Origin of the sequence: Pseudoclavibacter sp. RFBA6 (assembly GCF_002931575.1) — a bacterium.
Classification (GTDB): Bacteria; Actinomycetota; Actinomycetes; order Actinomycetales; family Microbacteriaceae; genus Pseudoclavibacter; species Pseudoclavibacter terrae.
In genome coordinates, this window is record NZ_PSUA01000003.1 from 239,965 (window position 1) to 265,510 (window position 25,546).

General features: G+C 68.6%; 22 protein-coding genes. 14 read left to right on the forward strand and 8 right to left on the reverse strand.

Translation table 11 applies throughout. The features are described 5' to 3' along the window. The first annotated feature begins 70 nt into the window (after positions 1–70). From C5C17_RS01705 to C5C17_RS01725, 5 genes are all read left to right on the forward strand, one after another. Entirely contained in the window at positions 71–955 is an 885-nt protein-coding gene (locus C5C17_RS01705) for an ABC transporter ATP-binding protein (RefSeq protein WP_104251639.1), read from the forward strand. Continuing rightward, positions 952–2,151 carry an ABC transporter permease gene (locus tag C5C17_RS01710; RefSeq protein WP_104251640.1) on the forward strand — a complete coding sequence of 400 codons (1,200 nt, stop codon included), beginning with the start codon at positions 952–954 and terminating at the stop codon, positions 2,149–2,151. Before C5C17_RS01705 ends, C5C17_RS01710 begins: the two co-directional genes overlap by 4 nt. Before the next feature lie 193 nt (positions 2,152–2,344). Beyond that, a complete protein-coding gene (locus C5C17_RS01715) occupies positions 2,345–4,438 on the forward strand; it encodes an acyl-CoA dehydrogenase (RefSeq protein WP_181028432.1) in 2,094 nt (697 codons plus the stop codon). 114 nt (positions 4,439–4,552) lie between these two features. Next, the gene (locus tag C5C17_RS01720; protein WP_104251642.1) at positions 4,553–5,908 is read left to right on the forward strand and encodes an FAD-dependent oxidoreductase; all 1,356 of its coding nucleotides are present in this window, start codon (positions 4,553–4,555) and stop codon (positions 5,906–5,908) included. A 9-nt stretch (positions 5,909–5,917) separates the two neighbouring features. Further along, positions 5,918–6,379: a flavodoxin domain-containing protein gene (locus C5C17_RS01725; RefSeq protein ID WP_104251643.1), complete on the forward strand. Its 462-nt coding sequence runs from the start codon at positions 5,918–5,920 to the stop codon at positions 6,377–6,379. Positions 6,380–6,415: 36 nt separating this feature from the next. Here the strand turns inward: C5C17_RS01725 and C5C17_RS01730 are convergent, their stop codons facing one another. Further along, positions 6,416–6,883 carry an Lrp/AsnC family transcriptional regulator gene (locus C5C17_RS01730; RefSeq protein WP_104251644.1) on the reverse strand — a complete coding sequence of 156 codons (468 nt, stop codon included), beginning with the start codon at positions 6,881–6,883 and terminating at the stop codon, positions 6,416–6,418. A 576-nt stretch (positions 6,884–7,459) separates the two neighbouring features. On the opposite strand from C5C17_RS01730, the gene C5C17_RS18830 reads away from it, so the two are divergent. Both C5C17_RS18830 and C5C17_RS01740 read left to right on the forward strand, forming a co-directional pair. Further along, positions 7,460–8,176, forward strand: coding sequence for a cyclase family protein (locus tag C5C17_RS18830; RefSeq protein ID WP_244295948.1), 717 nt, complete (start codon positions 7,460–7,462; stop codon positions 8,174–8,176). Between the two features lie 20 nt (positions 8,177–8,196). After that, entirely contained in the window at positions 8,197–8,961 is a 765-nt protein-coding gene (locus C5C17_RS01740; RefSeq protein WP_258065797.1) for an IclR family transcriptional regulator, read from the forward strand. Between the two features lie 3 nt (positions 8,962–8,964). On the opposite strand, the gene C5C17_RS01745 is transcribed toward C5C17_RS01740, so the two are convergent. From C5C17_RS01745 to C5C17_RS01755, 3 genes are all read right to left on the reverse strand, one after another. Continuing rightward, positions 8,965–9,723 (reverse strand): IclR family transcriptional regulator, encoded by a 759-nt coding sequence (locus C5C17_RS01745; protein ID WP_104251647.1) that lies wholly within the window; start codon positions 9,721–9,723, stop codon positions 8,965–8,967. 64 nt (positions 9,724–9,787) lie between these two features. After that, on the reverse strand, positions 9,788–10,942 hold the full coding sequence (gene alr / locus C5C17_RS01750; RefSeq protein ID WP_104251648.1) for an alanine racemase: 1,155 nt from the start codon (positions 10,940–10,942) through the stop codon (positions 9,788–9,790). An 8-nt stretch (positions 10,943–10,950) separates the two neighbouring features. Beyond that, the gene (locus C5C17_RS01755) at positions 10,951–12,492 is read right to left on the reverse strand and encodes an amino acid permease (protein WP_104251649.1); all 1,542 of its coding nucleotides are present in this window, start codon (positions 12,490–12,492) and stop codon (positions 10,951–10,953) included. 254 nt (positions 12,493–12,746) lie between these two features. On the opposite strand from C5C17_RS01755, the gene C5C17_RS01760 reads away from it, so the two are divergent. From C5C17_RS01760 to C5C17_RS01770, 3 genes are all read left to right on the forward strand, one after another. Continuing rightward, on the forward strand, positions 12,747–13,835 hold the full coding sequence (locus C5C17_RS01760; protein WP_104251650.1) for a homoserine dehydrogenase: 1,089 nt from the start codon (positions 12,747–12,749) through the stop codon (positions 13,833–13,835). Further along, entirely contained in the window at positions 13,832–15,256 is a 1,425-nt protein-coding gene (locus tag C5C17_RS01765; RefSeq protein ID WP_258065798.1) for an aldehyde dehydrogenase family protein, read from the forward strand. Before C5C17_RS01760 ends, C5C17_RS01765 begins: the two co-directional genes overlap by 4 nt. 153 nt (positions 15,257–15,409) lie before the next feature. Then, positions 15,410–16,306, forward strand: a complete 897-nt coding sequence (locus tag C5C17_RS01770; protein ID WP_104251651.1) for a neutral zinc metallopeptidase — start codon at positions 15,410–15,412, stop codon at positions 16,304–16,306. 144 nt (positions 16,307–16,450) lie between these two features. Here C5C17_RS01770 and C5C17_RS01775 read toward each other — a convergent pair whose 3' ends face one another. Together C5C17_RS01775 and C5C17_RS01780 are read right to left on the reverse strand one after the other, a co-directional pair. After that, complete coding sequence (locus C5C17_RS01775; RefSeq protein ID WP_104251652.1) at positions 16,451–17,284, reverse strand: aldo/keto reductase; 834 nt, start codon at positions 17,282–17,284, stop codon at positions 16,451–16,453. A 102-nt stretch (positions 17,285–17,386) separates the two neighbouring features. Beyond that, positions 17,387–18,316, reverse strand: coding sequence for a LysR family transcriptional regulator (locus C5C17_RS01780; protein WP_104251653.1), 930 nt, complete (start codon positions 18,314–18,316; stop codon positions 17,387–17,389). A 75-nt stretch (positions 18,317–18,391) separates the two neighbouring features. Here C5C17_RS01780 and C5C17_RS01785 point away from each other — a divergent pair, with 75 nt between their 5' ends. Continuing rightward, positions 18,392–20,014: an aminotransferase class I/II-fold pyridoxal phosphate-dependent enzyme gene (locus C5C17_RS01785; RefSeq protein WP_258065799.1), complete on the forward strand. Its 1,623-nt coding sequence runs from the start codon at positions 18,392–18,394 to the stop codon at positions 20,012–20,014. 114 nt (positions 20,015–20,128) lie between these two features. Here C5C17_RS01785 and C5C17_RS01790 read toward each other — a convergent pair whose 3' ends face one another. After that, positions 20,129–20,671, reverse strand: coding sequence for a GNAT family N-acetyltransferase (locus tag C5C17_RS01790; protein ID WP_104251654.1), 543 nt, complete (start codon positions 20,669–20,671; stop codon positions 20,129–20,131). Positions 20,672–20,838: 167 nt separating this feature from the next. Further along, a complete protein-coding gene (locus C5C17_RS01795) occupies positions 20,839–21,870 on the reverse strand; it encodes a LacI family DNA-binding transcriptional regulator (RefSeq protein ID WP_104251655.1) in 1,032 nt (343 codons plus the stop codon). 164 nt (positions 21,871–22,034) lie between these two features. On the opposite strand from C5C17_RS01795, the gene C5C17_RS01800 reads away from it, so the two are divergent. The 3 genes from C5C17_RS01800 (at position 22,035) to C5C17_RS01810 (ending at position 25,525) form a co-directional block, all read left to right on the forward strand. Beyond that, positions 22,035–23,261: a Gfo/Idh/MocA family protein gene (locus C5C17_RS01800; RefSeq protein WP_104251774.1), complete on the forward strand. Its 1,227-nt coding sequence runs from the start codon at positions 22,035–22,037 to the stop codon at positions 23,259–23,261. A 1-nt stretch (position 23,262) separates the two neighbouring features. Then, a complete protein-coding gene (locus C5C17_RS01805; RefSeq protein WP_104251656.1) occupies positions 23,263–24,258 on the forward strand; it encodes a Gfo/Idh/MocA family oxidoreductase in 996 nt (331 codons plus the stop codon). 289 nt (positions 24,259–24,547) lie between these two features. Next, on the forward strand, positions 24,548–25,525 hold the full coding sequence (locus C5C17_RS01810; RefSeq protein WP_104251657.1) for a substrate-binding domain-containing protein: 978 nt from the start codon (positions 24,548–24,550) through the stop codon (positions 25,523–25,525). Positions 25,526–25,546 lie beyond the last annotated feature (21 nt).

Genomic DNA, 25,546 nt, shown 5'->3' on the forward strand with positions numbered 1-25,546 from the left:
GTTGTCCGTAGCGTCGTCTGCATACCCAGAGACGGTGCGGCGTCGGACGTCGCGCGAGACAGGAGGGGTGATGCTCGAGATCCAGAACATCTCCAAGACCTACGGCGACCGCAAGGTGCTCGACGATGTGAGCTTCTCCGTGGAGCCGGGCAAGCTCACGGGCTTCGTCGGCGGCAACGGCGCGGGCAAGACCACGACGATGCGCACGATCCTCGGCGTCGTGAAGCCTGATGCCGGGGTCGTCACGATCGACGGCCGTCCCGTCGTCGTCACCGACCGGGCCCGCTTCGGGTACATGCCGGAAGAGCGTGGCCTGTACCCGAAGATGAAGGTCAAAGAGCAGGTCACCTACTTCGCCGAGCTGCACGGACTCAGCGCTAAGGAGGCGGCCAAGAACGCCGACCGCTTCCTCGAGGACCTGGGGCTCACGGAGCGTGCAGGCGACAACGTCGAGGACCTCTCGCTTGGCAACCAGCAGCGGGCGCAGATCGCCGCGTCGCTCGCGCACGAGCCAGAGATGCTGATCCTCGACGAACCGTTCTCCGGACTCGACCCGCTCGCGGTCGAAGTCGTCCTCGAGACGTTGCAGGGCTTCGCAGCCCGCGGTGTTCCCGTGCTCTTCTCCAGCCACCAGCTGGACGTCGTCGAGCGGCTCAGCGACAACCTCGTCATCATCTCCGGCGGCGCCATCAGAGCGAGCGGTGATCGACACGAGCTGCAGGAGCGCCATTCCGAGGGCATGCACCGCATCTCCGTCGCCGGAGACGCTGGCTGGCTCCGGGACGAGCCAGGCATCAAGGTGCTCGAGTTCGACCGCGGGGATGCGATCTTCGTCGCCGACTCCGGGGAGACGGCGCAGCGCATCCTCCGCACGGCCCTCGACCGGGGTCCGGTCTTCGGCTTCGGCCGCCACATCGTGAAGCTCTCCGACATCTACCGGGAGGTCGTCGCATGACGAACACACAGGAAACCAGGTCTCCCCAGCGCGCCGCAGCCGCGGCGCCGCGGCCTCGCCAGTTCGGCCTCAGCTCGGCGAAGGGCATCCAGCTCATCGCGAAGCGGGAGATCCTCGTGCAGGCCCGATCGCGCGCCCAGCAGATCTCGTTCCTCATCACCCTGCTGCTCGTCGCGGGCGGCATCGTGGCGGTCGCGCTGTTCGGCGACGCCATCGGGGGCGGCTCGACGAAGGTGGCGACGGTGTCCGACACGACGTCGATCGCTTCCACGGCTGGCCTCGAGGCAACCGAGGTCGCATCCGCAGAGGCCGCTGCCCAGCTCGTGCGAGACGGTGAGGTCGAGTACGCGGTGCTGACCCCCGCGGATGCTCGAGGCCTCCAGCTCTTCACGGGCGACGGGCAGCCGGCGAGCGACCTCGGCGAAGGTGCGTTTGTGCTCGTCGGGCTCGACGGGGTGCCGACGGAGGACTCCATGGCCCTCGCCCAGGTGCCCCCGTCGTTCTCGCTCGAGGCTCCCGAGGTGAACCCGGCGCTCGGGTACATCATGGCGGTCGCATTCGGCGTGCTCTACTTCATGGCGGCGATGGGCTACGCGTACACGATCGCGCAGAGCGTCGTCGAGGAGAAGCAGTCCCGCATCGTCGAGATACTGCTCTCGACCGTCACACCTCGCGTCATCATGGCGGGCAAGGTCATCGGCAACAGCATCCTGGCGCTCATCCAGGTGGCGGCGATCCTCGCCGCCGCGGCCATAGCGCTCGCCGCGACGGGCCAGGGGGCGCTGTTCACGCTCATCGGGCCCGGCTTCGTGTGGTTCCTGGTGCTGTTCGTCTTCGGGTTCGTGCTGATCGCCACGCTGTACGCGGGCGCATCCGCGATGGTGTCGAGGCAGGAGGAGGTCGGGAGCGTCACGACGCCCCTCATGATGCTCATGCTCATCCCGTACATGCTCGTGATCCTCTTCAACAGCAACGCGCTGCTCATGACGATCCTCAGCTACATCCCGTTCTCGGCGACCATCGCGATGCCGCTGCGCGTCGTGCTCGGGCAGGCCGAATGGTGGGAGCCGATCCTGGCTCTGGTGATCCTCATCGCGACGAGTGCGGTGTCGATCATGATCGGCGCTCGCATCTACGAGAACTCCATCCTCCGCATCGGCGGACGTGTGAAGCTCAGCGACGCCCTCAAGGGGTAGTCGCAGGCCGCCGCAACCGGCGTCACCGCACATCTCTGGCGGGTCAAGCTAACGCTTGGCCCGCTGAGTTGTATGAAGTGTGCAATTCGGGGGGTTCTGGCGCGGAGAATCCTCGTGCCCTCCCACCGGGAAATGGCGAGTGTCGGTGGCCCGTCCTAGCGTGGAGGCATCCCAACGTTGCAAAGGAGCATCCGTGTCTGACATCAGCATCAACGATCCGGAACTCGACGAGCCTGTTGCTCTCGAGCAGAGCCGCATCGATGTCGGCTGGCTGTCGCAGCAGCTGCTCGGCACCTGGCCGGAAGAGCGCCTGCGCGCACGAGCGAACTCGGCTCGGCCCGAACTGTGGCACGACGCGGCCCTTGCCATGCCGGAACATCGCGACCGTGTGATGGGCCAGTTGCACATCCTCGTCGAGGAAGGCGCCGTCAACCTGGCGTTCCCGAAGCGCCTCGGCGGTGAGGCGAACCACGGTGGGAACATCGCCGCCTTCGAGGAGCTCGTGGTCGCCGACCCCAGCCTCCAGATCAAGGCCGGCGTGCAGTGGGGACTCTTCGGCTCTGCCGTCATGCACCTCGGCACCGACTACCACCACGACACGTTCCTCCCAGGCATCATGAGCCTCGAGGTGCCCGGCGTCTACGCCATGACGGAGACGGGCCACGGCTCCGACGTGGCGTCGATCGGCACGACGGCGACGTACGACGAAGCCACGCAGGAGTGGGTCATCAACACCCCGTTCCGCGGGGCGTGGAAGGACTACCTCGGCAACGCGGCGCTGCACGGCAAGGCGGCGGTCGTGTTCGCGCAGCTCATCACGAAGAACGTGAAGCATGGCGTGCACGCGTTCTACGTCCCCATCCGCGACGACAGCGGCCACTTCCTGCCGGGCATCGGCGGTGAAGACGACGGCGTCAAGGGTGGCCTCAACGGCATCGACAACGGGCGCCTGCACTTCACCCAGGTGCGCGTGCCTCGACGCAACCTCCTCAATCGCTACGGCGACGTCTCGGAAGACGGCACGTACACCTCGCCCATCAAGAGCCCGGGGCGACGCTTCTTCACCATGCTCGGCACCCTGGTCCAGGGGCGAGTCTCGCTCGACGGCGCCTCGGTGGCCGCATCGAAGGTCGCGCTCAAGATCGCCATCACCTACGCCAACGAGCGGCGGCAGTTCGCGGGCGGTGACGGCCAAGAAACGGTGCTGCTCGACTACGGGATGCACCAGAAGCGGCTCATCCCGCGTCTCTCGACGACCTACGCGCTGAGCTTCGCGCACGAGAACCTGCTGAAGCAGTTCCACGGCGTCTTCTCCGGCGACCTCGACACCCCGGAGAACAGGGAAGACCTCGAGACGCTCGCGGCCGCCCTCAAGTCCCTCTCCACCTGGCACAGCCTCGACACGCTGCAGGAGGCACGAGAGGCGTGCGGCGGGGCCGGGTTCCTCGCCGAGAACCGCATCACGCAACTGCGTCACGACCTCGACATCTACACGACCTTCGAAGGCGACAACCACGTGCTGCTGCAGCTCGTCGGCAAGCGACTCCTCAGCGACTACGCCGAGCAGTTCAAGGGTGCCGACCGGGGCGAGGTCACGCGCATCGTCGCCGAGCAGACGGCCGAACGCATCTACTCGGGGTCCGGCCTTCGCGGCATCGGCCAGATCGTCCTCGACCGGGGCAGCCGAGCCCGGTCGGTGGGCTGGCTGCGACAGCCCGCCACGCAGCACGAACTCCTCACCGCGCGGGTCGAGACCCTCGTCTCCGAGATCGCCGCGAAGCTGCGCAACGCCAAGAAGCTGTCCAAGTCCGAAGCGGCTGCGCTCTTCAACCGTCACCAGCCGACCCTCATCGAGGCAGCGCGGGCGCACGGGCAGCTGCTGCAATGGGAGGCGTTCACCGACGCGATCGCGGCTATGCCTGAAGGCAAGACGCGCCAGGTGCTCACGTGGCTGCGCGACCTCTTCGGTCTCGGCCTCATCGAGGAGAACCTCGCCTGGTACCTCATGTCGGGTCGCCTCTCCGTGCCGCGCGCGCAGGCCGTCTCCGCATACCGAGAGCGGCTCATCGCACGACTGCGCCCGCACGCTGGCGACCTGGTCGACGCGTTCGGCTACGGGCCCGAGCACATCCGAGCGGCCATCGCCTCCGGTGCGGAACGCGAACGTCAGGACGAGGCACGCGCCTACGTGCGAGCGCAGCGTGAGTCGGGTACTGCTCCCGTTGAGGAGAAGGCCATGCAGGCAGAGGAGAAGCTCAAGCAGCAGAAAGCGGGCGCCAACGCCTGATGATCGCCACCTGACCGGCGGCCGGCCTCCAACCTGAAGCAGCGGCTCGGGCCGAGGTGCGATACTCGGCGGAGCGTTTCCCGCGCCCCCGCAAGTCGAGGAGAGCACCACTGCATGACCGTTGAACCCCGCCGTGCCGTCGCGATCATCGGCAGCGGCCCCTCGGCTTGCTATACGGCGCAGGCGCTGCTCAAGCTGAGGCGCGACGTCGATATCACCATGTTCGAGCGCCTGCCCGTGCCGTACGGCCTCATCCGCTACGGCGTCGCACCGGACCACGTCGGGACCAAGGCGGTCACCCGCCAGTTCGATCGACTCTTCACCCGGTCGGGTGTGCGCTTCCTCGGCAACGTCGAGGTGGGGCGCGACGTCGACCTCGAGTCGGTGCGAGGCGCGTTCGACGCAACCGTCGTCGCGACGGGGCTGCACGCCGACGCGCACCTGCCGCTCCCGGGGTTCGACGACGCGCGAGTCGTCGGCGCTGGACGATTCATGCGCATCCTGAACCAGCACCCCGGCGACGAGGTGTCCCTTCCCTCGCTCGGCGCTCGCGTCGCGGTCGTCGGGAACGGCAACGTGGCGATCGACATCGTGCGGCTGCTCGCGAAGCACGAGACGGACTTCGAGGGGTCCGACGTGCACTCGCCGCTGCTCGAGCAGGCCTCGGGTGAGCTGCGGACCATCGAGGTGCTCGGACGATCCCTCGTCGACCAGGCGAAATTCACCCCCTCGCTGTTGGCCGAGCTCGGACGCATCGACGATGCGCGCTACGAGGTTTTTGGTGTCGAGGTCTCGTCGCTCGAAGATTCTGCGGAGAGATCGGGGCAGGCGGCTGCGCTCGCGGCGCTGCTCGCCCGCGACCAGCCGGCCACGCCTCGCGTCACCGTGCGCCTTCGATTCGGTGTCGCGCCCGTCGCGCTGGCCGCTGAGTCCGAGGGAGGCTCGCCCCTCCGGCTCTCGGTCGCCGGCCCCGGCTCCTTCGAGCCCCAGGGTGCTTCGACGGTCGCCGAGCCCGCGTCTCTCGACGTCGACTCGGTCGTTACCGCCGTCGGCTTCCACCGCGGTGACGCGCACCTGCTGCATGCGCTGCTCGGTCACGAGCGGGATGTCTTCGCGGCAGGCTGGGCGAGGCGCGGCCCGCAGGGCACCATCGCCGAGAGCCGCGCCGAAGGGCAGACGGTCGCGCGCGAGGTCGAGGAGTGGCTTGCATCGGCGGATGTGAAGCCCGAGGGTGAGCGGGCGGCCCTGCTCGCACGCCTCGACGAGGTCTCGGTGAGCTTCGCCGAGTGGAACGTCATCGACGAGCACGAGCAGCGTCAGGCTGGCCCCGGCCGCGTGCGGGCGAAGGAGCAGGACACCGAGAGTCTCCTGCGCATCGCTCGAAGCTCATCCGGGTCCTCGGCCGCGGTTGCTCCGCTAAGCTCCGACCCGTCCGTGCCAGAAGCCCCAACCCCCGATAGCGACAACTAGGAGCAGCTCATGAGCATCGTCATCCTCTACGGAACGGAGTCCGGAAACGCGGAGATGGTCGCCGGCGACCTTGCGGACGCCATGCCCGACCGTGAGGTCACGGTCGAGGACATGTCCGTCTTCGAGCCGGAGGAGCTCGAGGAAGGCACGTTCTACCTCTTCGTCTGCTCGACCCACGGTGACGGTGAGCTGCCGAGCGGGGCCCTGCCCTTCTGGGAGGAGCTGGACGCCATCCGACCGGCACTCGACGGCTTCCGCTACGGCATGTTCGGTATGGGCGACTCCACCTACTCGGACACGTACAGCCAGGGCAGCGAGCACATCGACCGGCTCATGACCGAGCTCGGTGCGCAGCGGGTCGGTGAGTACGGGCGGCACGACGCCAGCTCGCGGCAGACCGCGAGCGACGCGGCACTGGCCTGGCTCCCAGGCCTGCTCGCAGCGCTCGAGGCCGCCGGCATCGACGCGTAGCGCAGGGAGCTGTGCCCTCGGTCGTGGTGGCCAGGGTCAGTCGCCTGCGGGCGGCGAGTGTCGGATGGCCGTGGACAGGGAGAGTGAGGTCACGGTGTTCTTGACGCCCGGGATGGCGGCGATGCTCTCCCAGACCTCCTTGATGCGCTCGACCGAGCGGGCCTCGAGGAGCACGAACAGGTCGTAGTCGCCGGTCAGGATGTCGCATCTGATCACCTCGGGGACCTCCGCGAGCGTTGCGAGGACATCGGCCCCGCGCATCCGGTCGGCGCGGTAGACGAAGAGCACGGCGGAGATCGGGTGGTCGTGGGTGTCGGCGTCGCTGCCCCGCACGAGGGTGTAGCCCTCGATGACCCCGTCTCGTTCGAGGCGCTCGATGCGCTGCTTCACCGCGTTGCGTGAGAGTCGGACCCGGTTCCCAAGTGCGACGAGCGGGATGCGCGCGTTCTTGGTCAGCTCTCGCAGGATCTGCGCGTCGATCTCGTCTCGTGGCCGCATCGTCATTGCTGCACCCCCTCCATGCGTGTGACATTAGCACTATGACATGGTTATATTGCATAGGGTGCGGAACGACGACGACGCGATGACGCGTCACAGGAGAGGAACACGATGGTTCTCAGGACAACGGTTCGAAGCAGGATCCGGGTGTACTGGCCAGTGCAGCCGGCCACGTTCGCCGAGGTCGTCGCCGGCAACGTCTCGGTCTTCAGGGAGAGTCCCGACGTGCGCCCACTGCGCGACGTGCTCGCGTCGTTCTCGGAGGTCGGTGACTTCGGTGACTACAAGACGGTGACCGAGGTGTCGATCGGCTTCGAGGGCTTCACCGTGGGGTCAGGAGCTCAGCCGACGCTCGGGTCCGCTGGCGAGCGGACGATTTCGCCCACGCTCGCGGTGACGACGCACGTCGACGACGCACTCGGCTCTGCTCGGCTCACCGAGATTCTCGAGCGCATCGTCGAGGTGCATCCATGGGAGGTGCCCGTGATCGAGGTGACCGAGGGGGTGACGCTCGTCTCGCGGGGGAAGGGGACGAGCGCGCTGGCCTCGAGCGGCGCCAGCTCGAGTGATGCCTGGTCGCAGCTGAGCGCTGCGCTCGAGGGGCGCGTCTACACGGATCTCACGCACGCCTTCCACGCCGGGCAACCCCATTTCCCGGCGTTCCCGGACGAGGAGCGTGAAGAGCTCTTCTCCCTGGAGCGTGGAGACGGATTCACGGCGCACCGGTACTCGCTCATCGGACAGTGGGGCACGCACGTGGACCCGCCATCGCACTTCGCCGCCGGAGGGCGGGCTGTCGACGAGCTGCCAGTCTCCGAGATGATCCTCCCGCTGGTCGTCCTCGACATCAGCGAACGTGCGGCGAGCGACGCGGATGCGACGCCGGTGCTCCGGGATGTCGAGCGCTGGGAGGCGGAGCACGGACGTATCCCCGCTCGCGCCTTCGTGGCGCTCCGCACCGATTGGAGCCACCGCTGGCCCGACGCCGCAGCCATGGCCAACACGGACTCGGACGGTGTGAGCCACACGCCCGGATGGTCGCGCGAGGTGCTCACCTTTCTGATCGAGGAGCGTGACATCGCGGGTGTCGGTCATGAGCAGACCGACACGGATCCGGGTGTCGCGACCTCCGCTGGCGACTTCAGCCTCGAGCGATTCCTGCTCGAGCGGGATCGGTGGCAGGTTGAGCTGCTCGCGAGTCTTGATCGCGTGCCGGCGGCCGGCGCAGCGGTCGTCGCGACCTGGCCGAAACCGCAGGGCGGAAGCGGATTCCCCGCTCGAGTCTTCGCGATCCACTGACCCTCGCTAGGCTGGCGAGCGTGGAGTCGAATTCGAGCATGGGGCGTGCCCTCGACGTGCTCACCACGCTCGCCCAGCTGACGCGGACACCTCCGCACCGTGCGACGGTGGCTCAGGTCGCGGGTGCGCTCGACCGTGATCGCTCGCAGGTCTCGCGAACGCTGAAGCACCTTGCCGAGGATGGCTCGGTCCTGAGGCGCGATGACCGGAGCTACGAGCTCGGATGGCGCGGCTACGCGACCGCTCAGGAGCTCACGGAGCGACGCCTGAGGATCGATGGCCTCACGCTGCTCGAGGGGCTCGCGCGGGACACCGGCGAGGCCTGCTTCATCGGCGTCCTGAGCGGTGACAGCACGGTGACGATCGTGGAGGCACTGCCGAGGGACGCTCGCATGATCGGCTCCTGGCTGGGCCGCCCGTATCCGGCGTTCTGCTCGGACGCAGGGCAGGGGACGCTCTGGGATGCCGACGACGACGAGGTGGCCGCCGTTCTCGCGGCAGCGGACTTCCGGGCGTCAGGGCCGAATGCTCCGGTCGATGTCGGCGACTTCCTCGAGCGCCTGGAGCGCGCGCGTCGGCGCGGGTACTCGATCGTGGATGAGGAAGCAGAACCGGGGCTCTACTCGGTCGGCGCTCCGATCTGGGACTTCCGCGGCGAGGTGATCGCCGCCGTGCAGATCGTCGGCGCCCGTGCGGAGATGGTGCCGAAGAGCGATGAGCTCGGGGCTGCGGTGGCCCGGACCGCCGCGCGCCTCTCCGAAGTGCTGGCCGCTCCCGCCTGCTGACGCTCAGCTGCCGGAGGTGGCGAGTGCCGTGATGCGCGCGGCCGCGGCCTTCATCGCCGCGATCAGGCCGGGGGTCTCGGCTTCCGGGAGGGCTTGGGAGACGCAGCTGAGCGAGGCCACGATGACCTCGCCCTCGCCTCGGAGGGGGACAGCGAGATCGCTCGACTCATGTTCGAACTCCTCGAAGGCGTCGACGTGACCGCTTGACCGATCACGGTCGATTCTGGCGGCCAGCTCGGCGATCGAGTAGGCGGCGCGGGGTCCGCCGACGCCGACGAACTGCGCGTTGCCGAGGAGCTGCTCTAGCGTGCCGAGCGACGAGTCCCAGAGGAGCGCACGCCCGGCCCCCGTGCACCAGATCGGGGTGACCATGCCGGGGCGCAGCGACGCGGTCGTCCCCGACGTCGGCGACTCGAATCGAAGGAGCAGTGCGCGGTCGCCGAGTGACGCCGAGATGCGCGCATCCACGGGGAACCGGGCGACCAGGGAGCGCAGTTCGCTTCGTGCCGCTCGCAGCCACGGGGTGTGGCGGGCGGCGGCTACCTGGAAATGGCGAGGTCCTGGCCGGAAGACCAGCTCCTCGTTCTTTTCCAGCATCCGCAGCTGGACGAGTTCTTGCGTGAGGCGCGACACCCGGCTGCGTTCGATCCCGGTGTGGTCGGCGAGCCTCGACACCGTGAAGGCGGAGCGGCCGGTGGCCTCCCTCTGCGTCGCTGCGGTCAGGAGCGACAGGCCCTGCGCCAGCGAGGACTGCTGCTGCATGGTGCGATCTCCTCGGAGTCGAGCTCTCTGCGTGTCACCTCGAATGTCGGCGACGGTGGGGGCTTCAGCGTACTGCGAGCGCGGGCCGACGGGCGGCGCTGCCGACCGCGAATCGGGGGAGGATACGCCCCCAGGCGGTGTAGAGGTCTGCGGCGATCTGCGTGTTGGCGAGTTCGAGGTCGTGGCTCGTCACCTCGCCTCCGCCCTGCCTGCCGTAGAGCACGACATCGTCCCCCGGGAAGACGCCGTGGACCTCCGTGACGTCGATGATCAGGCAGTTCATGCCGGGCAGGTCGATGACGGGCGCGCGCTTGCCGCGGATGAGCACCTGCGCGCGACCGCCCAGGCTCCGATGGAAGCCGTCCCCGTAGCCGACCGGGACCGAGGCGAGCACGGAGTCGCGTTCGAGCACGTGGGTGCGTTCGTAGCCGACGGTCTCGCCGGCGGAGTATCCGTTGACGGCGGCGACGCGGGATCTGACGGTCATCGCCCTGCGGAAGCGCTTCGGGTCGGCCGCGGTGTCGCCGTAGAGGGCGGCCCCGATGCGGACGAGGTCGAGTCGGGACTCGGGCACGGTCAGGCCCGCGTACGAGGTGGCGCAATGGCGGTCGATCCGCGAGGTGGCACCCTGCTCTCGCAGCACGCTCGTGGCGGTGTCGGCCTCGTCGACGAACCGGGCCGTGCCGGCTCTGATGTCCTGCTGATCCTCGAGGGGGAAGTGCGTCGCGATGCCGCGCACATCGAGTCCGGGGAGGGATGCGAGCGCCCGAAGCTCTGCGAGGCCTGCGGGGCGTGACACGTCGATGCCCTCCCGCGTGATGCCGGTCGAGTTCACGGACAGGTGAACGGGAATCGATCGGCCGGAGGCGGTGGCGATGGCCGAGGCGGTTGTGGCGTGCGGGAAGCCGCCGATCCACTCCTCGATGTTCCAGTGGACCCCCGCCTGCATCTCCTGCGGCTGCGCAGAACGCAGCCGCAGGAGACGCCCCGTGAAGCCAAGGGCGCGGAGTTGGGCGGCTTCACGGTTACTCGAGATGCCGAGCATCTCGATGTTCTTGGCGATGACGACGGGGCCGAGCAGGTCGATGCCGTGCCCGTAGGCGTCCGCCTTGAGGACGATGCAGAGCGTGCTGCGTCCGGCGAACTCCCGCTGGATCTCCTGGAGATTGTGCTCGATGGCGTCGAGATCCACCTCGACCCAGACGGGTTCCGTCGTCATCCGCGTGCTCAATGCTCTGCGCTTCTCTCCGGTGAGCGCCCACGCCCGGTCTCGGTCGCGGTCCCATCCGGGGCGGCGACGGGTGCCTCCTCGTCGATGAGGAGCCTCGGCTTCGCGCCACGGCGGGTGTAGCGCCACCAGAAGATCACGTAGCAGGCGATGACGAACGGCACCCCGAAGTAGAGGGCTGCGATCTGGTTCGGGTCGAAGGCGATCGCCACGATCGAGACGCTCAGCAGCACGAACGCCAGGATGGGCACGAACGGGTACAGCGGCGTGCGGTAGGCCAGCGTGCGCACGTCGCCACCGCTGCGCACGAACTTCCGGCGGTGGAAGAACTGCGAGGCGACGATCGACATCCACACCGCGACCACGGCGAAGCCCGCGACGGAGACCAGCACGAGGTAGACCGTCTCCGGTGCCATGACGCTCGAGATGAGCGACGCGAGCCCGCCGAGCATGCTGACGCTGAGGGCCACAAGGGGGATGCCGCGGCGGGTGAGCTTCGTGAAGACCTGGGGCGCGTGGCCTTCCTCGGCCAGCGAGAAGAGCATCCGCGCGCAGGAGAACAGTCCGCTGTTGCCCGCGGAGAGCAGCGCCGTGATGATCACGAAGTTCATGATGTCGGCGGCGAACGGGATGCCGATGTACTCGAAGACCGTCACGAACGGGCTGTCGGTGACGCCGGTCTCCTCGTACGGGACGATCGCTGCGATCACCGTGATCGCGCCGATGAAGAAGATCACTAGGCGCAGGACCGTCGACTTGAGCGCCTTGGGGATGTTCTTCGCAGGGTCCTTGGTCTCGCCGGCGGCGACACCGATGAGCTCGGAGCCGCTGAACGCGTAGAACACGGCGAGGGCGGTGACGAGGACACCGGAGATGCCGGTGGGGAAGAGCCCGTCAGGCGTGTCGAAGTTGCTGAACAGCACGGGGCCGCTTTCCGCCGCCTGCCCGCCGAACGGGGCGAAGCCGAAGATCGCCGCACCGCCGAGGATGATCAGCACGATGATCGCCGTCACCTTGATCAGGGAGAACCAGAACTCCGACTCTCCGAACACTCGCGCCGAGATGGCGTTCATGCCGAAGAGCGCCGCGGCGAAGACGAGGCACCAGATCCAGACGTCGACGCCGGGGAACCAGCGCTGCATGAGGATGCCGGCGGCGGTGAACTCGGAGCCGAGCGCGACCGCCCAGCACAGCCAGTAGAGCCAGGCCGTCGTGAAGCCGGTGGCGGGGTTGATGCTTCGCGCGGCGTAGATGTGGAAGGCCCCGGACACTGGGTACGCGATGGCGAGCTCGCCGAGGCAGGTCATCACGAGGTAGACCACGACCGCGCCGATGCCGTAGGCGAGGACGGCGCCGAGCGGTCCCGCCTGCGAGATCGTGTATCCGGAGCTCAGGAAGAGGCCGGAGCCGATGACCCCGCCGAGGGCGATCATCACCAGGTGGCGTGCACCCATCGATCGCTGCAGCTTGCGCAATGGCACCTGCGTGGAGGTGGTGTGGGGGAGCGAGTTGTGCAGCTCGGTATGCGTTGAAGGGGACATGGCTCACCTTTGAGTTCTGTGTCGTGACCAAGATGCTTCGAGTGCTACATAGTCACGTGGTGGTGTCTATATTGCATCTCTCTGGGATATTTCCCAAGTATGCATCCGCCACCGGGTTCCACAAGCCCCTACGACGAGGGCAGGCGAAACGGCAGTCGCACCGCCGAAACGTCAGGCGACAGCGGCGAAAAGACAGCATCGGCCTGACGCAGGTGCCGCCCAAGCTGAGGTCACCTCGACCAGAAGGAGACACCGTGAGAACGTACGACCTGGCCCTCATCGGATTCGGCGGCGTCAGCCGCGCACTCGCAGAGCTCATCAGCAGTGACGCTGAACGACTCACCCGACAGCTCGGCTTCAGCCTCAGGGTCGTCGCCATCACCGACCTCGCCTTCGGATCGCTTGTGCAACCGGACGGCATCGACCTCGCCGCAGTGCTGGCCATGCCGCGCGGGGCGGACTTCAGTGCGCTCCCAGGAGGAAGCGCCGACCCACGCAACCACGACGTCATCCAGGACTGCCCTGCCGACATCGTCGTCGAGGCGACCTTCACCAACCCCGTCGACGGCCAGCCCGCCGCCTCGCACGTCCGGTGGGCGCTGGAATCCGGCAAGCACGTCACCACGACCAACAAGGGCCCGGTGGCGCTGCACGCCCGAGCGCTGACGGCGCTCGCCGAGGAACGCGGCCTGTCCTTCGAGTTCGAGGGGGCCGTGCTCAGCGGCACGCCGATCCTCCGGTTCGCGCAGCAGATGCTGCCAGGGCTCACGACCTCGTCCGTCGAGGGCATCCTCAACGGGACCAGCAACTACGTGCTCGGGCGACGCGAAGCAGGCGCGACACTGGAGGCGGCCATCCGCGAGGCGCAGGAGCTCGGGTACGCGGAGGCAGACCCGACCGCCGACATCGAGGGCTCGGATGTGCGGCTCAAGGTCGCGATCCTCGCCCAGCAGGTGCTGGGCGTCGACGTGCCCCTCGCCAGCATCGACACGCAGGGCATCTCCGGCATCAGCGACGCCGACATCCGCGAGGCCAGCGGGCAGGGGCTTCGGTGGAAGCTCATCGGATCGGCGACGAGAACGGATGACGGGGGCGTGACAGCTGCGGTGAGGCCGCTCGCGCTGGGCGAAGAGCACCCGCTCGCCGGCATCGCGGGGGCCACGAACGCTGTGACGTTCACGACCGACCTCCTCGGACAGGTCACCGTCTCGGGCCCAGGAGCTGGTCGTGTCGAGACGGCGTACGCGCTGCTCTCCGACATCATCGCCATCGACGCCGCCACGCGCACGAGCGAACGAGCCGCGGCTGCAGAGCTCGTCGACCTCGTCGGGGTCACGCTGTGACCGCCCGGCTGTCCGTCGTCGGACGTGCGCCGGGTCTGGTCGCCACCGGGGAGGAGCTGGTCGTCACGAATCCCGCAGACGGAGCGGTCGTCGGGCACGTGCGCCAGCATTCCGCGGAAGACCTTCCCGAGATCATCGAGCGAGCCCGATCAGGGAGCCTCGTCGCCCGCGCGCTGTCACGCCACGCTCGCGCGACTGTCCTGGAGAACGCCGCCGCCCTCCTCGGCCAGCGGTCGGACGAGGTCGCTCGACTGATCGTCGCCGAAGCGGGCAAGACCATCGTGCAGGCGCGAAAGGAAGTCGCGCGCTGCCAGAACACCCTCAAGCTGTCCGCGGTGCAAGCGCGAAGCAACGCAGGCGAAGTCGTTCCATTCGACGCGTTCGAAGGATCGGAGACGAGAACCGGCTGGTTCACGCGCGAACCGCTCGGCATCATCCTCGCGATCACGCCGTACAACGACGCGCTGAACCTGGTCGCGCACAAGATCGGGCCGGCGATCGCCGGCGGCAACTCCGTCATCCTCAAGCCCTCGCAGCTCACCCCGCTCACGGCGAGGCTCCTCGTCGACCTGCTGGTCGAGAGCGGCCTGCCCGCCGAGGTCATCACCACGGTGCACGGCAACCGACTGCTCTCGCAGGCACTCGTCTCCGCGCGCGAGATCCGGATGGTGTCCTTCACCGGCGGCTTCCGCACTGGTGAGGCGATCGCAGCGGCCGCGGGCATCAAGAAGGTCTCGATGGAGCTCGGCGGCAACGCCCCCGTCCTCGTCTTCGGCGACGCGGATCTGACCACGGCGGTCGCGCGCTGCGTGTCCGGGTCCTTCTGGGCCGCAGGCCAGAACTGCATCGGCACGCAGCGCATCATCGTCCATGAGTCGGTCGCGGATCGGTTCCGGAACGAGTTCGTCGCGGCCACGTCGAGGCTGACGACCGGGGACCCCTCGAAGGAGTCGACGGATGTCGGCCCCATGATCAGCGAGGCCGCCGCGAACTCGGCACAGCAGTCCGTCGAGGCCGCCGTGGCCGCCGGCGCGCGGCTCCTCGAAGGCGGGCGCGCCGACGGCGCGTTCTTCCCGCCGACGGTGCTCGCCGACGTGCCGCGCAGCCAGTGCGTGTGGGCCGATGAGGCGTTCGCGCCCATCGTCGTCATCGAGACGTTCTCCTCGTTCGAGGAAGCCGTCGACCTGGCCAACGAGCCCGAGTACGCCCTCCATGCGGCGGTCTTCACGAGCAGCCTGAGCACCGCGATGCGAGCGACGCGTGAGCTCGAGGCCGGGGCGGTCATGGTCAACGACTCCTCCGACTACCGCTTCGACGCCATGCCGTTCGGCGGCGCCAAGTACGGCAGCATGGGTCGCGAAGGGGTCCGGTTCGCGTACGAGGACATGACGCAGACGAAGGTCGTCGGCATCCTCGAGTGACGAGGGCGAACCGGACGGCCCGGTGCCGTGTGGTGAGAAGCGGATGCGGCGAGCGGATGCGGCGCGAGCTGCGTCCGCTCCCCGCCCGGCCTATTTTGGGCACGCTCTCGCGTCGAGGCCCACGCCCGCCGTGCAGCGGAGTAGATTTCGCGCATGACTTTCAACGAGAACGCGAAGCTCGACACGAGCGGCGTGCAGAAGCGCGGCCGGGGAGCCAAGACGGCCGCGATCGGCGGCGGCTCGATCGGCCTGCTCATCGTGGCGTTCCTCGCCTCGCAGTTCCTCGGCGTCGACCTGACGGGACTCGTCAGCGGCGTCGACCAGGGCCAGCAGACGCAGCAGGAGGTCGAAGGCGGGGGACTCGCCGAGGAGTGCCAGACCGGTGCCGACGCGAACGCGCAGATCGACTGCCGCATGGTCGGCGTCCAGAACTCGCTCGCCGACTTCTGGGAGACGGAGAGCGCTGCCGTCGGCGTCACGTACGAGCAGCCCGGTTTCATCCTGTACGAGGGCCAGACGAGCTCGGCGTGCGGGACCGCGTCCAACGCGGTCGGCCCGTTCTACTGCCCTGGCGACTCGTCGATGTACGTCGACACGTCGTTCTTCCAGCTGCTCACCTCGCAACTCGGTGCGCAGGATGGCCCGCTTGCGGAGATGTACGTCGTCGCGCACGAGTGGGGCCACCATATCCAGCACCAGATGGGTGTCTTCGACACCACGAACCGCACCGACACGGGGCCGACGTCTGACGGCGTGCGCATCGAGCTGCAGGCCGACTGCTTCGCGGGCGCCTGGCTCGGCGAGGCCGCGACCACGGAGACCGCCGAAGGCGTGACGCTCCTCGAGCCGCCAACGCGCGAGCAGGTCAACGTGGCGCTCTCGGCTGCGTCCGCGGTCGGCGACGACCACATCCAGGGCCAGCAGGGCCAGGTGAACCCGGAATCGTTCACGCACGGCACCAGCGAGCAGCGCGTGAACTGGTTCGTGACCGGCTACGAGCAGGGCACGGGCGCCTGCGACACCTTCGCGGTCAGCGGCAACGAGCTGTAGCGCCGAAGCGGCCCCCGCGCCACCCCCGCGCACAAGATTGTGGCCCGGTGCTGTTCATCCGTCAATGAGCAGCACCGGGCCACAACTCTCTGCCGTCGCTGCGCTGAGGGCCGGAACGGGCAGGCGCGAGCGCGAGGCCTGGGGCTAGAACTCCTCGTGGGTGTCCGGGTCCTGGTCCCAGATGCGTCCGCGCTCGAGTCCGGAGAGCGCATCCACCTCTGCCTGGTCGAGCTGGAAGCCGAAGATGTCGAGGTTCTTCGCCTGGCGCTCGGTGGAACGCGACTTCGGGATCGGCACCGAGCCGAGCTCGACGTGCCAGCGGAGGATGGCCTGCGCGGGCGAGACGCCGTGCGCGGCAGCAACCTCGACGACGACGGGATGCTCGAGCAGCTCGCCGCGACCAAGCGGGCTCCAGGCCTCGGTCACGATGCCGTGCTCCGCGTGGAACTCGCGCAGCGCGGCCTGCGGGAAGAACGGGTGCAGCTCGACCTGGTTGACAGCGGGTGTGACACCGGTCGCGTCAACGATCTTCGTCAGGTGCTCCGGGGTGAAGTTCGAGACGCCGATCGACCGCACCCGGCCGTCCTTCTGCAGCTGCACCAGTGCGCGCCAGGTGTCGACGTACTTCTCGAGGCGCGGCAGCGGCCAGTGGATGAGCAGCAGGTCGAGCTGTTCGAGGCCGAGGCGCGCGATCGACTCGTCGAAGCCGGCGAGCGTCTCGTCGTAGCCGTGGAAGCGGCCGGGGATCTTGCTCGTGACGACGATCTCGGAGCGCGGTACGTCGGACGCACGGATGCCCCTGCCGACGGCTTCCTCGTTGTCGTAGCTGATGGCAGTGTCGAGGAGTCGGTAGCCGAGCGAGAGCGCCTCGCGTGTGGGTCCGGCGGAGTCCTCGCCGGCGTGCGGGAAGGTGCCGAAGCCGATCGCGGGGATCGTGGTGCCGTCGTTGAGTCCGAGTTCAGGAACGTTGCTGGTCACTGTTCGCCTTCCGTCATTTGTTAGAACAACACGACCCTAGGGCCTGTCACCGGGAGGTTTCCGACCGTGACGCAATCGGCTGGTGAGGCTGAGGCAGCCGCCTCAGCGAGTGCTGAGCTCCGACAGTGCCCCCGCGATCGCGTCTCTCAGCGCGGCCGGAGGCTCCTCCCGTGTGGCGAGCACGACCTCGCGGGTGAGCGTCGCAGTATCGATGGGCAGGAACGCGACTGCGTCGTCGTGCCAGGTCGCGACCGAGACGGGGACGACGGCCACGAGCTGCCCCGCCGCGATCATCCCGAGAATTGCTGGGTAGTCGTCGGAGTGCATGCCCGTGCTCGCTTCGAAGCCGGCTCGTCTGCACAGCTCGCGCGTGGCCTCGTCCAGGGTGTCGCCGCCCGACGCGCCGAAAGCCCACCGATCCTGCCGCAGCTCGGTGAACTCTCGAATGGGTTGGCTCGGCTTCGCAGCGGCGAGTGGATGCGAGCGGTGCACCGCCAGAACCAGGGGCTCAGCGAAGAGCAGCTCTGTCGTGACCTCGGGGGAGAGGTGCGTCGGCAGTCCTGGGGCCTGGAAGAGGACGGCTGCGTCCAGCTGGCCCTGCTCCAGCTGTCTGGCGAGCCGTTCGCACTCGTCGAGTGTCAGTTCGAGACTGAGGTGCGCGAGTTCGGCTCGGCGCAGGATGCCTGGGACGACGAGCGCGCCGAGGGTGGGGAAGATGCCGAAGCGCACGAGTCGCCGCTCGTCGTCGAGCCACGCGTCGAGTTCGGTGAACGCCCTGCGGCCGGCCTCGAGCAGCTGCCTCGCGCGGACTGCGAAGACGCGGCCCGCTGCGGTCGGGGTGCTGCCACGGGGGCCGCGCTCCAGCAGCTTGACGCCTGCCTGCTGCTCGAGTCGCCGGAGATGGTGGTCGACCGTCGGGTGGCTCCATCCCAGCGAGCTCGCCGCCGCGGCGACGGAGCCCTCCGCGAGAACGGCGTCGAACGCTGCTAGCCCCCTGAAGTCGGGAAGATTCGGCGCCTGGCGGTGTGACATGGCTTCAGTCTACGACTGAAGCCATACCGTCAAGTTGCCATTCTCTCTTGCAAGCGACCCTGGCACGATGGGGGCATGACGCACGCACCCGAGGTTCCGACGTTCGCCTACGACGACGCCGAAGGCGACTTCGGTGGGGTGTCTGCGAACCCACCTCAGAGCGCGATGTCCCTCGAGAACTCGACCGGCGCGAGTCGAGACACCGCAGGGGCGCCATACGCCGCCGCGCTCGCCGTGCACGCCGCCCGCGACTCCACTGCCTTCCTCGTGCCGGGCCACGGCGCCGACGCCACGGGTCTCGGCCTGGGCCAGGCGGAGTATTTCGGTGAGCGGGTGCTGGAACTCGACGTCACGCCACTCCTCGACGGCATCGACCTCGGCGACGGGTCACCCCGCGAGCAGGCCGAACGTCTCGCCGCCGACGCGTGGGGTGCATCCCGAACCTGGTTCCTGACCGGCGGTTCCTCGATGGGCAACCGCATGGCGGCCCTGGCCGCACGCGGGCTCGGCGAGGGCGTGCTCATGCAGCGCAGCGCCCACTCGAGCTTCGTCGACGGCATCATCCTGGGCGGCTCGTCGCCGAGCTTCGTGCTGCCCGAAGTCGACCTCGAGCACGGCATCGCCCACGGGGTCACCCCCGCCGCGGTCGCGGATGCGCTGGCCGAGCGACGCGCATCCGGCGGCGGCGACGTCGCGGCCGTCTACATCGTCTCGCCCAGCTACTTCGGCGCCGTCGCCGACGTCGCAGGCATCGCCGAGGTGGTGCATGAGGCCGGTGCCGCCCTCATCGTCGACGCCGCCTGGGGCGCTCACTTCGGGTTCCTTCCCGAGCTTCCCGATTCTCCCGTGCGCCTCGGCGCTGATCTCGTCGTCACGAGCACCCACAAGCTCACCTCGTCGCTCTCGCAGAGTGCGCTGGTGCACCTCGGGCACGGTCCCATCGCTCGGGCGCTCGAACCGCACGTCGAGCGAGCCCACCGCATGACCGCGTCGACAAGCGAGAGCTCGCTGCTGCTCGCGTCGCTGGACCTCGATCGTCGCGACCTCGTCGAGCGCCGCGACCTGCTCGAGGCGTCCTACGACGCCGTGCTCGCCGCCCGCGACATGTTCCGCGCCGACGGTCGCTTCCCGGTCGTCTCAGACGCGTTCGACGCGTACCCGTCGACGGTCGCGATCGACCCGTTCCGCATCCCCGTCGACATCCGCGCGACGGGCCTCGACGGGCACACCGTGCGGCTGCGCCTCGCCCGCGAGTTCGGCGTCATGGTCGAGATGGCGACCGTCAGCTGCATCGTCGCGGTCATCGGCATCGGCAAGACGCCGGATGCGCGTGTCCTGCTGGACGCCCTCGCCGAGATCACGGCGGACGTCGCCGCGGCGTCGCCCGCCACAGAAGTGCGAGGCGACTCGGCTGTCGTGATCCCGCCGATGCCTGGGCCGGGGGAGATGCGCATCCGGCCCCGCGCCGCCTACCTCGCCGACGCGGAGACGGTTCCGTGGGCGGACGCCATCGGACGCATCTCCGCCGACTCGCTCGCCGCGTACCCGCCGGGAATCCCGAACGTGCTGCCTGGCGAGGAGATCACGGTTGAGGTCGTCGAGTTCCTGCGGGCGTCGGCCGCCGCGGGCAGCCACGTGCGTGGTGCCGTCGACAGCGCCGTCTCGGCGTTCCGCGTCGTGGTCGAGGAGCAGGGCTGAGCGAGCTGGCGCTGTAGCGCGTACTGCTTGGCTCCTTCGTGACCAACATCAGTGCAGAATCGCCGCCTGTAGCCTTCGCAGTGCTCGACGGCCCAGTTTCTGTACTGATGTTGGTCAGGAGCCCATGTCGCTGCGCCCGGCGTCGCCGGGGCCGCCGGCGTCGAGGACGAGCTGCAGGAGGACCACGTCGAGCCAGCGTCCGAACTTCGTGCCGACCTGGTCGAGGCGACCGGCGTGCGTGAAGCCGAGACGCTCGTGGAGGCTGATCGACGCCGCGTTGTCTGCGTCGATGGCCGCGACCATGACGTGCTTGCCCGCCGCGCGGGCGCGGTCGATGAGGGCCAGCGTCAGTGCCTTGCCGAGGCCGCGTCCGCGGGCTTCGCCTCGCACGTACACCGAGTGCTCCACCGTGTGCCGGTAGCCGGAGAAGGTGCGGAAGTCGCCGTAGGTCGCGTAGCCGAGCACAGCGTCCACGTCGTCGACCACGACGAGGACAGGGAGGCCGGCGGTTGCTCGGCCGGCGAACCAGGCGCGGCGGTCGTCGGCATCGACGGTCGCGGCGTTCCAGTTGACGGTGGTCGTCAGCACGTCCTCGTTGTAGATCTCGGTGATCGCGGGGATGTCGTCGACGGTGGCGTCGCGGATGTTCGGGGTCACCCGGCCAGTATCGCGCAGGGGCCGCGTCGGCGCGTGAAGGTCGCAGCGTACGCTGAAGCAAGGTCGGCGTCGGCGTCCTGGTCGACGAGCTGTGCTCGAGTCGACGAGTTGCGCTCGGTCACCAGTCGGGGTCAGGCGCGCTGCTCTCGTTTGATCGCCACCGAGCGTCAGGCCGGGGCGCTCCCGGTGGATCCGCGCACGGCGAGACTCGTCGCGACCTTCTGCACGCGCTGGAGCTGCACGGGGTGCTGCATCCGCTCGAGGAGGAGTGTCCCGGCTTGCACTCCGATGGCGAAGTTGCCGGTGTCGACGGAGGTGAGCGACACCACTTGGAACTTCGCGAGCGGGGAGTTGTCGTAGCCCGCGACGGACAGGTCGGCGGGCACGCGCAGCCCAAGGGTGTTGGCGACCGAGAGCACGCCGATGGCCGAGGCGTCGTTGAAGGCGAAGATCGCGGTGACCCGCTCGCCTTCCGGGGCGCTGAGGAGCCGCCCAGCGGCTGCGTGTGCGCTCTCTTCGCTCATGCCTCCCGCTTCGGTGACGGCGTGAGCGGCGAGTCCGGCTTCGGCCATGGCGCGGAGGAAGCCCTGCTCTCGCAGTTCGCTGATGCGGCCGGGCCCGCGGAGGTAGGCGATGCGCGTGTGTCCGAGTTCGAGGAGGTGGCGGGTGATCTGGTGGGCGCCGGCCTCGTCGTCGTTGGTGACGATGTCGACCGCGGGAAGGTCGGGGTCGAGGGTGCCGGCGAGCACGACGGGCACGTCCTCGGCGATGCGGGCCACGGCGTCACCCTCTGAGGTGGTGCCGATGACGACGATGCCGTCGACGCCCTGCTGGATGAGGGCATTTAGCGAGCTGCGCCCGATGCGCTGGTCGGTGCGGCTGTCGGTGAGCAGCGTCGCGTAGCCGGAGGCGTGGAGTGTTGCTGAGACCCCCTCGAGGAGTTCCACGAACCAGGGGTTGCGGAGGTCGTTGACGATGAGCCCGACGGTTCGCGTCTTGGCGCGGGAGAGTCCGCGGGCGTGCGCGTTGGGGCGGTAGCCGAGTTCCGCGATCGCGGTGAGGACGGCCGCGCGGCGGGTGTCGCTCACGTGGGGGGCGTCGCGCAGCACCAGTGAGACCAGTGACTTAGAGACGCCGGCCCGCTCGGCCACGTCCCGGATGGTGACGGGGGTCGTTGGCGACTTCTGGGTCTCCTCCACGAGGTCGCCTCCTGACTGCGCTCTGGTCGAGCCACCAGCGTATGGCCTTTTCGGTTGTGGTGTGGAACTATTTGCACCGATCTACATTTGTCCAAGACGAGCGAGCAGGCAGCGGCAAGCGCCGACATGCGCCGAGCACGCACGAGATGAGCAACGAGGGTGGCATGAGCACACTGAACGCGCGCCGGTTGAGCGCAGGAATGGTCGGGGGCGGCATCGGCGCCGACATCGGCAAGACGCATCGCTTCGGGATGCGGATGGACGACCGGTACTCGGTGGACGCGGGAGTGTTCGGCCGCGACGTCGAGGAATCGGCGCGCGTGGCGGTATCGCTCGGCGTCGCACCGGAGCGCACCTACGCCAGCTACCAGGAGATGGCTGCGGCCGAGGCTGCGCGTCAGGACGGCATCGACGTCGCTATCGTCGCGACGCCGAACGACAGCCACTTCGAGGTGGCGAAGGCGTTCCTCGAGCGCGGTATCAGCGTGGTCTGCGAGAAGCCGCTCACGCGAAGCTCGTCGACAGCGCGCGAGCTGATCGATCTGGCGGAGCGCCACGACGCGATCCTCGCGGTGCCGCACTGCTACTCGGCCTACCCGATGGTGCGCGAGGCTGCGCGGATGGTGAGCGACGGTCGCCTCGGCCGGCTCACGTTCGTCGACGTCGAGCATGCGTCCGGCTGGGCCGCGACGCCGCTCGAGCTGACCGGCCACAAGCAGGCCAGCTGGCGCACCGACCCCGACGTGGCGGGGTTCCCGAGCGTGGTCGGCGATCTCGGCACGCACGGCTACCACCTGGCTCGCTACATCACCGGCCTCGAAGCTGATCGTGTCTCAGCGCAGCTCCACACCCTCGTGCCAGGGCGGAAGGTCTTCGACAACGCGACGGTCGCGCTCGAGTTCAGCGAGGGGGTCCCGGGCACGCTCTGGGCGAGCATGGCCGCGACGGGGCACAATCACGGGTTGCGCATCCGCGTCTTCGGCGACGAGGGGAGCCTCGAATGGCAGCACGAGGATCCGCACCACCTGACCTTCCAGGACCTCGAGGGCACGACCACGATCTTCACGCACGGCCTCTCCTCCCTCTCCGAGGACTCGGCCAGGCTCACGAGGGTCGGCCTCGGGCATCCGGAGGGCTTCCTCGAGGCCTTCGGCAACTTCTACCGCGACCTCGCCGACGAGCTCGAGGCGCGGCGGGATGCGCGCCCGTCGACCATCCGCGAGCTGTCGTTCCCGACGGGCATCGACGGCCTCATCGGCGTGCAGTTCGTCGAGGCGGTCGCCGCATCGCACGCCGCAGACTCGGCGTGGACTGTTCCGGGCAGCGTCGCTGACCGCGATGCGGAGATCGCTGCGGCTGACGCCGAGCTGCGCGAAGCCGGGGGGAACTGAGATGCAGAGATTCGCGCTCATCGGCGCCGGGTTCATCGGTGCCGTCCACGCCAAGAGCCTCGCGGCCAACCCAGACGTCGACTTCCGCTACGTGTACGACGTCGACCTCGCGAGGGCGGAGACGTTGGCTGTCTCGCACGGCGCGGCCGCCGTGTCCTCGCTCGCGCAGGTCTTCGACGCCACGCAGGTCGATGCCGTGCTCATCGCGTCATCCACGAACAAGCACGCAGAGCACCTTCGGCTCGCAGCCGACGCGGGCATCGCAGCGCTCTGCGAGAAGCCCATCGACCTCGATCTCGAGCGCGCTCGGGAGACGGTGGCGTACGTCGAGGCGTCCGGCATCACCGCGATGGTCGACTTCAATCGCCGCTTCGACCGCGATTACGCCGAGGTGAAGCGAATCGTGGATGCGGGCGAGGTGGGCGACGTCGAGCTGCTGCAGCTCTCGAGTCGCGGCCCTTCTATGCCACCGCTCGAGTACATCGCCGTGTCCGGCGGGCAGATGCGCGACCAGACGGTGCACTTCTTCGACCTCGCGACCTGGATCACGGGCCTCGATGCGGTCGCCGTCTCTGCGACGGGCAGCGCCCTGGCCGAGCCCAGGGTTGCCGACTACGGCGATGTCGACACGTCGATCGCGACCGTGCGCCTCGCGAACGGCGCCCTCGTGCAGATCGACAGCATCCGTCGTTCCGGCTACGGCTACGACGAGCGCATCGAGGTGTTCGGCTCGGAGGGGCTGGTCGAAGCCAAGCGGCACCGGGCGGGTCAGGTGGCCAGGTATGGGAGCGGAACGGTGACGGAGTCCGGGATGCACGCTGGCTGGTTCGAGCGCGTGCAGCCCACGTACGCTGCGGCGCTCGCGGAGTTCGTCGGTGCGCTGGAGGATGGGCGCTCGCCGTCGCCGTCACTGCGCGAGGCGCTTCGTGCGCAGGCTGTCGCCGAGGCGGCGACGCGCTCGCTCGCGAGCGGCCGGGAGGAGCCGGTGCTCTCCTGAGTGCGCGCCGAAACATACCGTCGGACGGCGGGCGATCGAGTCTCGGTCGCCCGCCGTTCTGGGTCGAGACCGGTCCGTGATGCGGTCTTCACAAGAAAAGGTTTGCTTAATACACCTGTTGAGCTATTGTCATGACAAGTCAGTGACGTGCTCGTTGCTCTCGGACAAGGATGACCGAGCGAGCACACGTGAGCTTCTCAAGACGCCGCCCCCCAGCGGCTGTCTCGTCGAGTGCACAACTGGCGTCATCACGGCATTCAAAGGAGTTTTCGTGAAGAAGAAACGTCTCATGTTCGGTCTGGCCGCGCTCGCCATGGTGCCGGTCTTCGCGCTCACGGCCTGCTCGTCCGCGGGTGGCCGGGACACCGGAACGGCGGAGGACCCCGCAGTCGCCGGCGTCGCAGACACGCCCTCCATCAAGATCGCGATGATCACCCACGCCGCCCCCGGCGACACCTTCTGGGACATCGTTCGGAAGGGTGCCGAGACCGCGGCAGCGAAGGACAACGTCGAACTGCTCTACTCATCCGACCCGCAGGCGCCGAACCAGGCCCAGCTGATCCAGCAGGCCATCGACCAGGGGGTCGACGGCATCGCCGTCACCATCGCCAAGGGCGACGCACTCGAAGATTCCATCAAGGCGGCCGTCGACGCCGGCATCCCCGTCGTCGCCTTCAACGGCGGCAGCAAGGAAGCCTTCGAGTTCGGCGCCTTCACCTACATCGGCCAGGACGAGGTCGTCGCGGGCCAGGCCGCCGGCGACAAGATCACCGAGCTCGGCTACACCAAACCGCTCTGCATCATCCAGGAGCAGGGCCACGTCGGGCTCGAAGCGCGCTGCGCGGGCATCAAGGAGAAGGTGCCAGCCACCGAGATCCTCTACGTCACCGGAACCGACATGACCCAGGTCAAGTCGACGATCTCCGCCAAGCTGCAGTCGACACCCGACACCGACGTCGTCATCGGACTCGGCGCCCCGTTCACGCTCACGGCCATCGACTCGGTCTCCGAGACCGGCTCCAGCGCGAAGGTCGCATCGTTCGACCTGAACGCGGACCTCGCTCAAGCCATCGTCGACGGTGACGTCGTCTTCACCGTCGACCAGCAGCCCTACCTGCAGGGCTACATGGCCGTCGACTCCCTCTGGTTGCAGAACAACGGCGAGTTCGCCCTCGGCGGCGGAAAGCCCGTGCTCACGGGCCCGACGATCATCGACGAGAGCAACGCCGCAGTCGTCCTCGAAGAGGCCAAGAAGGGCATCCGCTAACCAGCGAACCGCGGTCGGGGT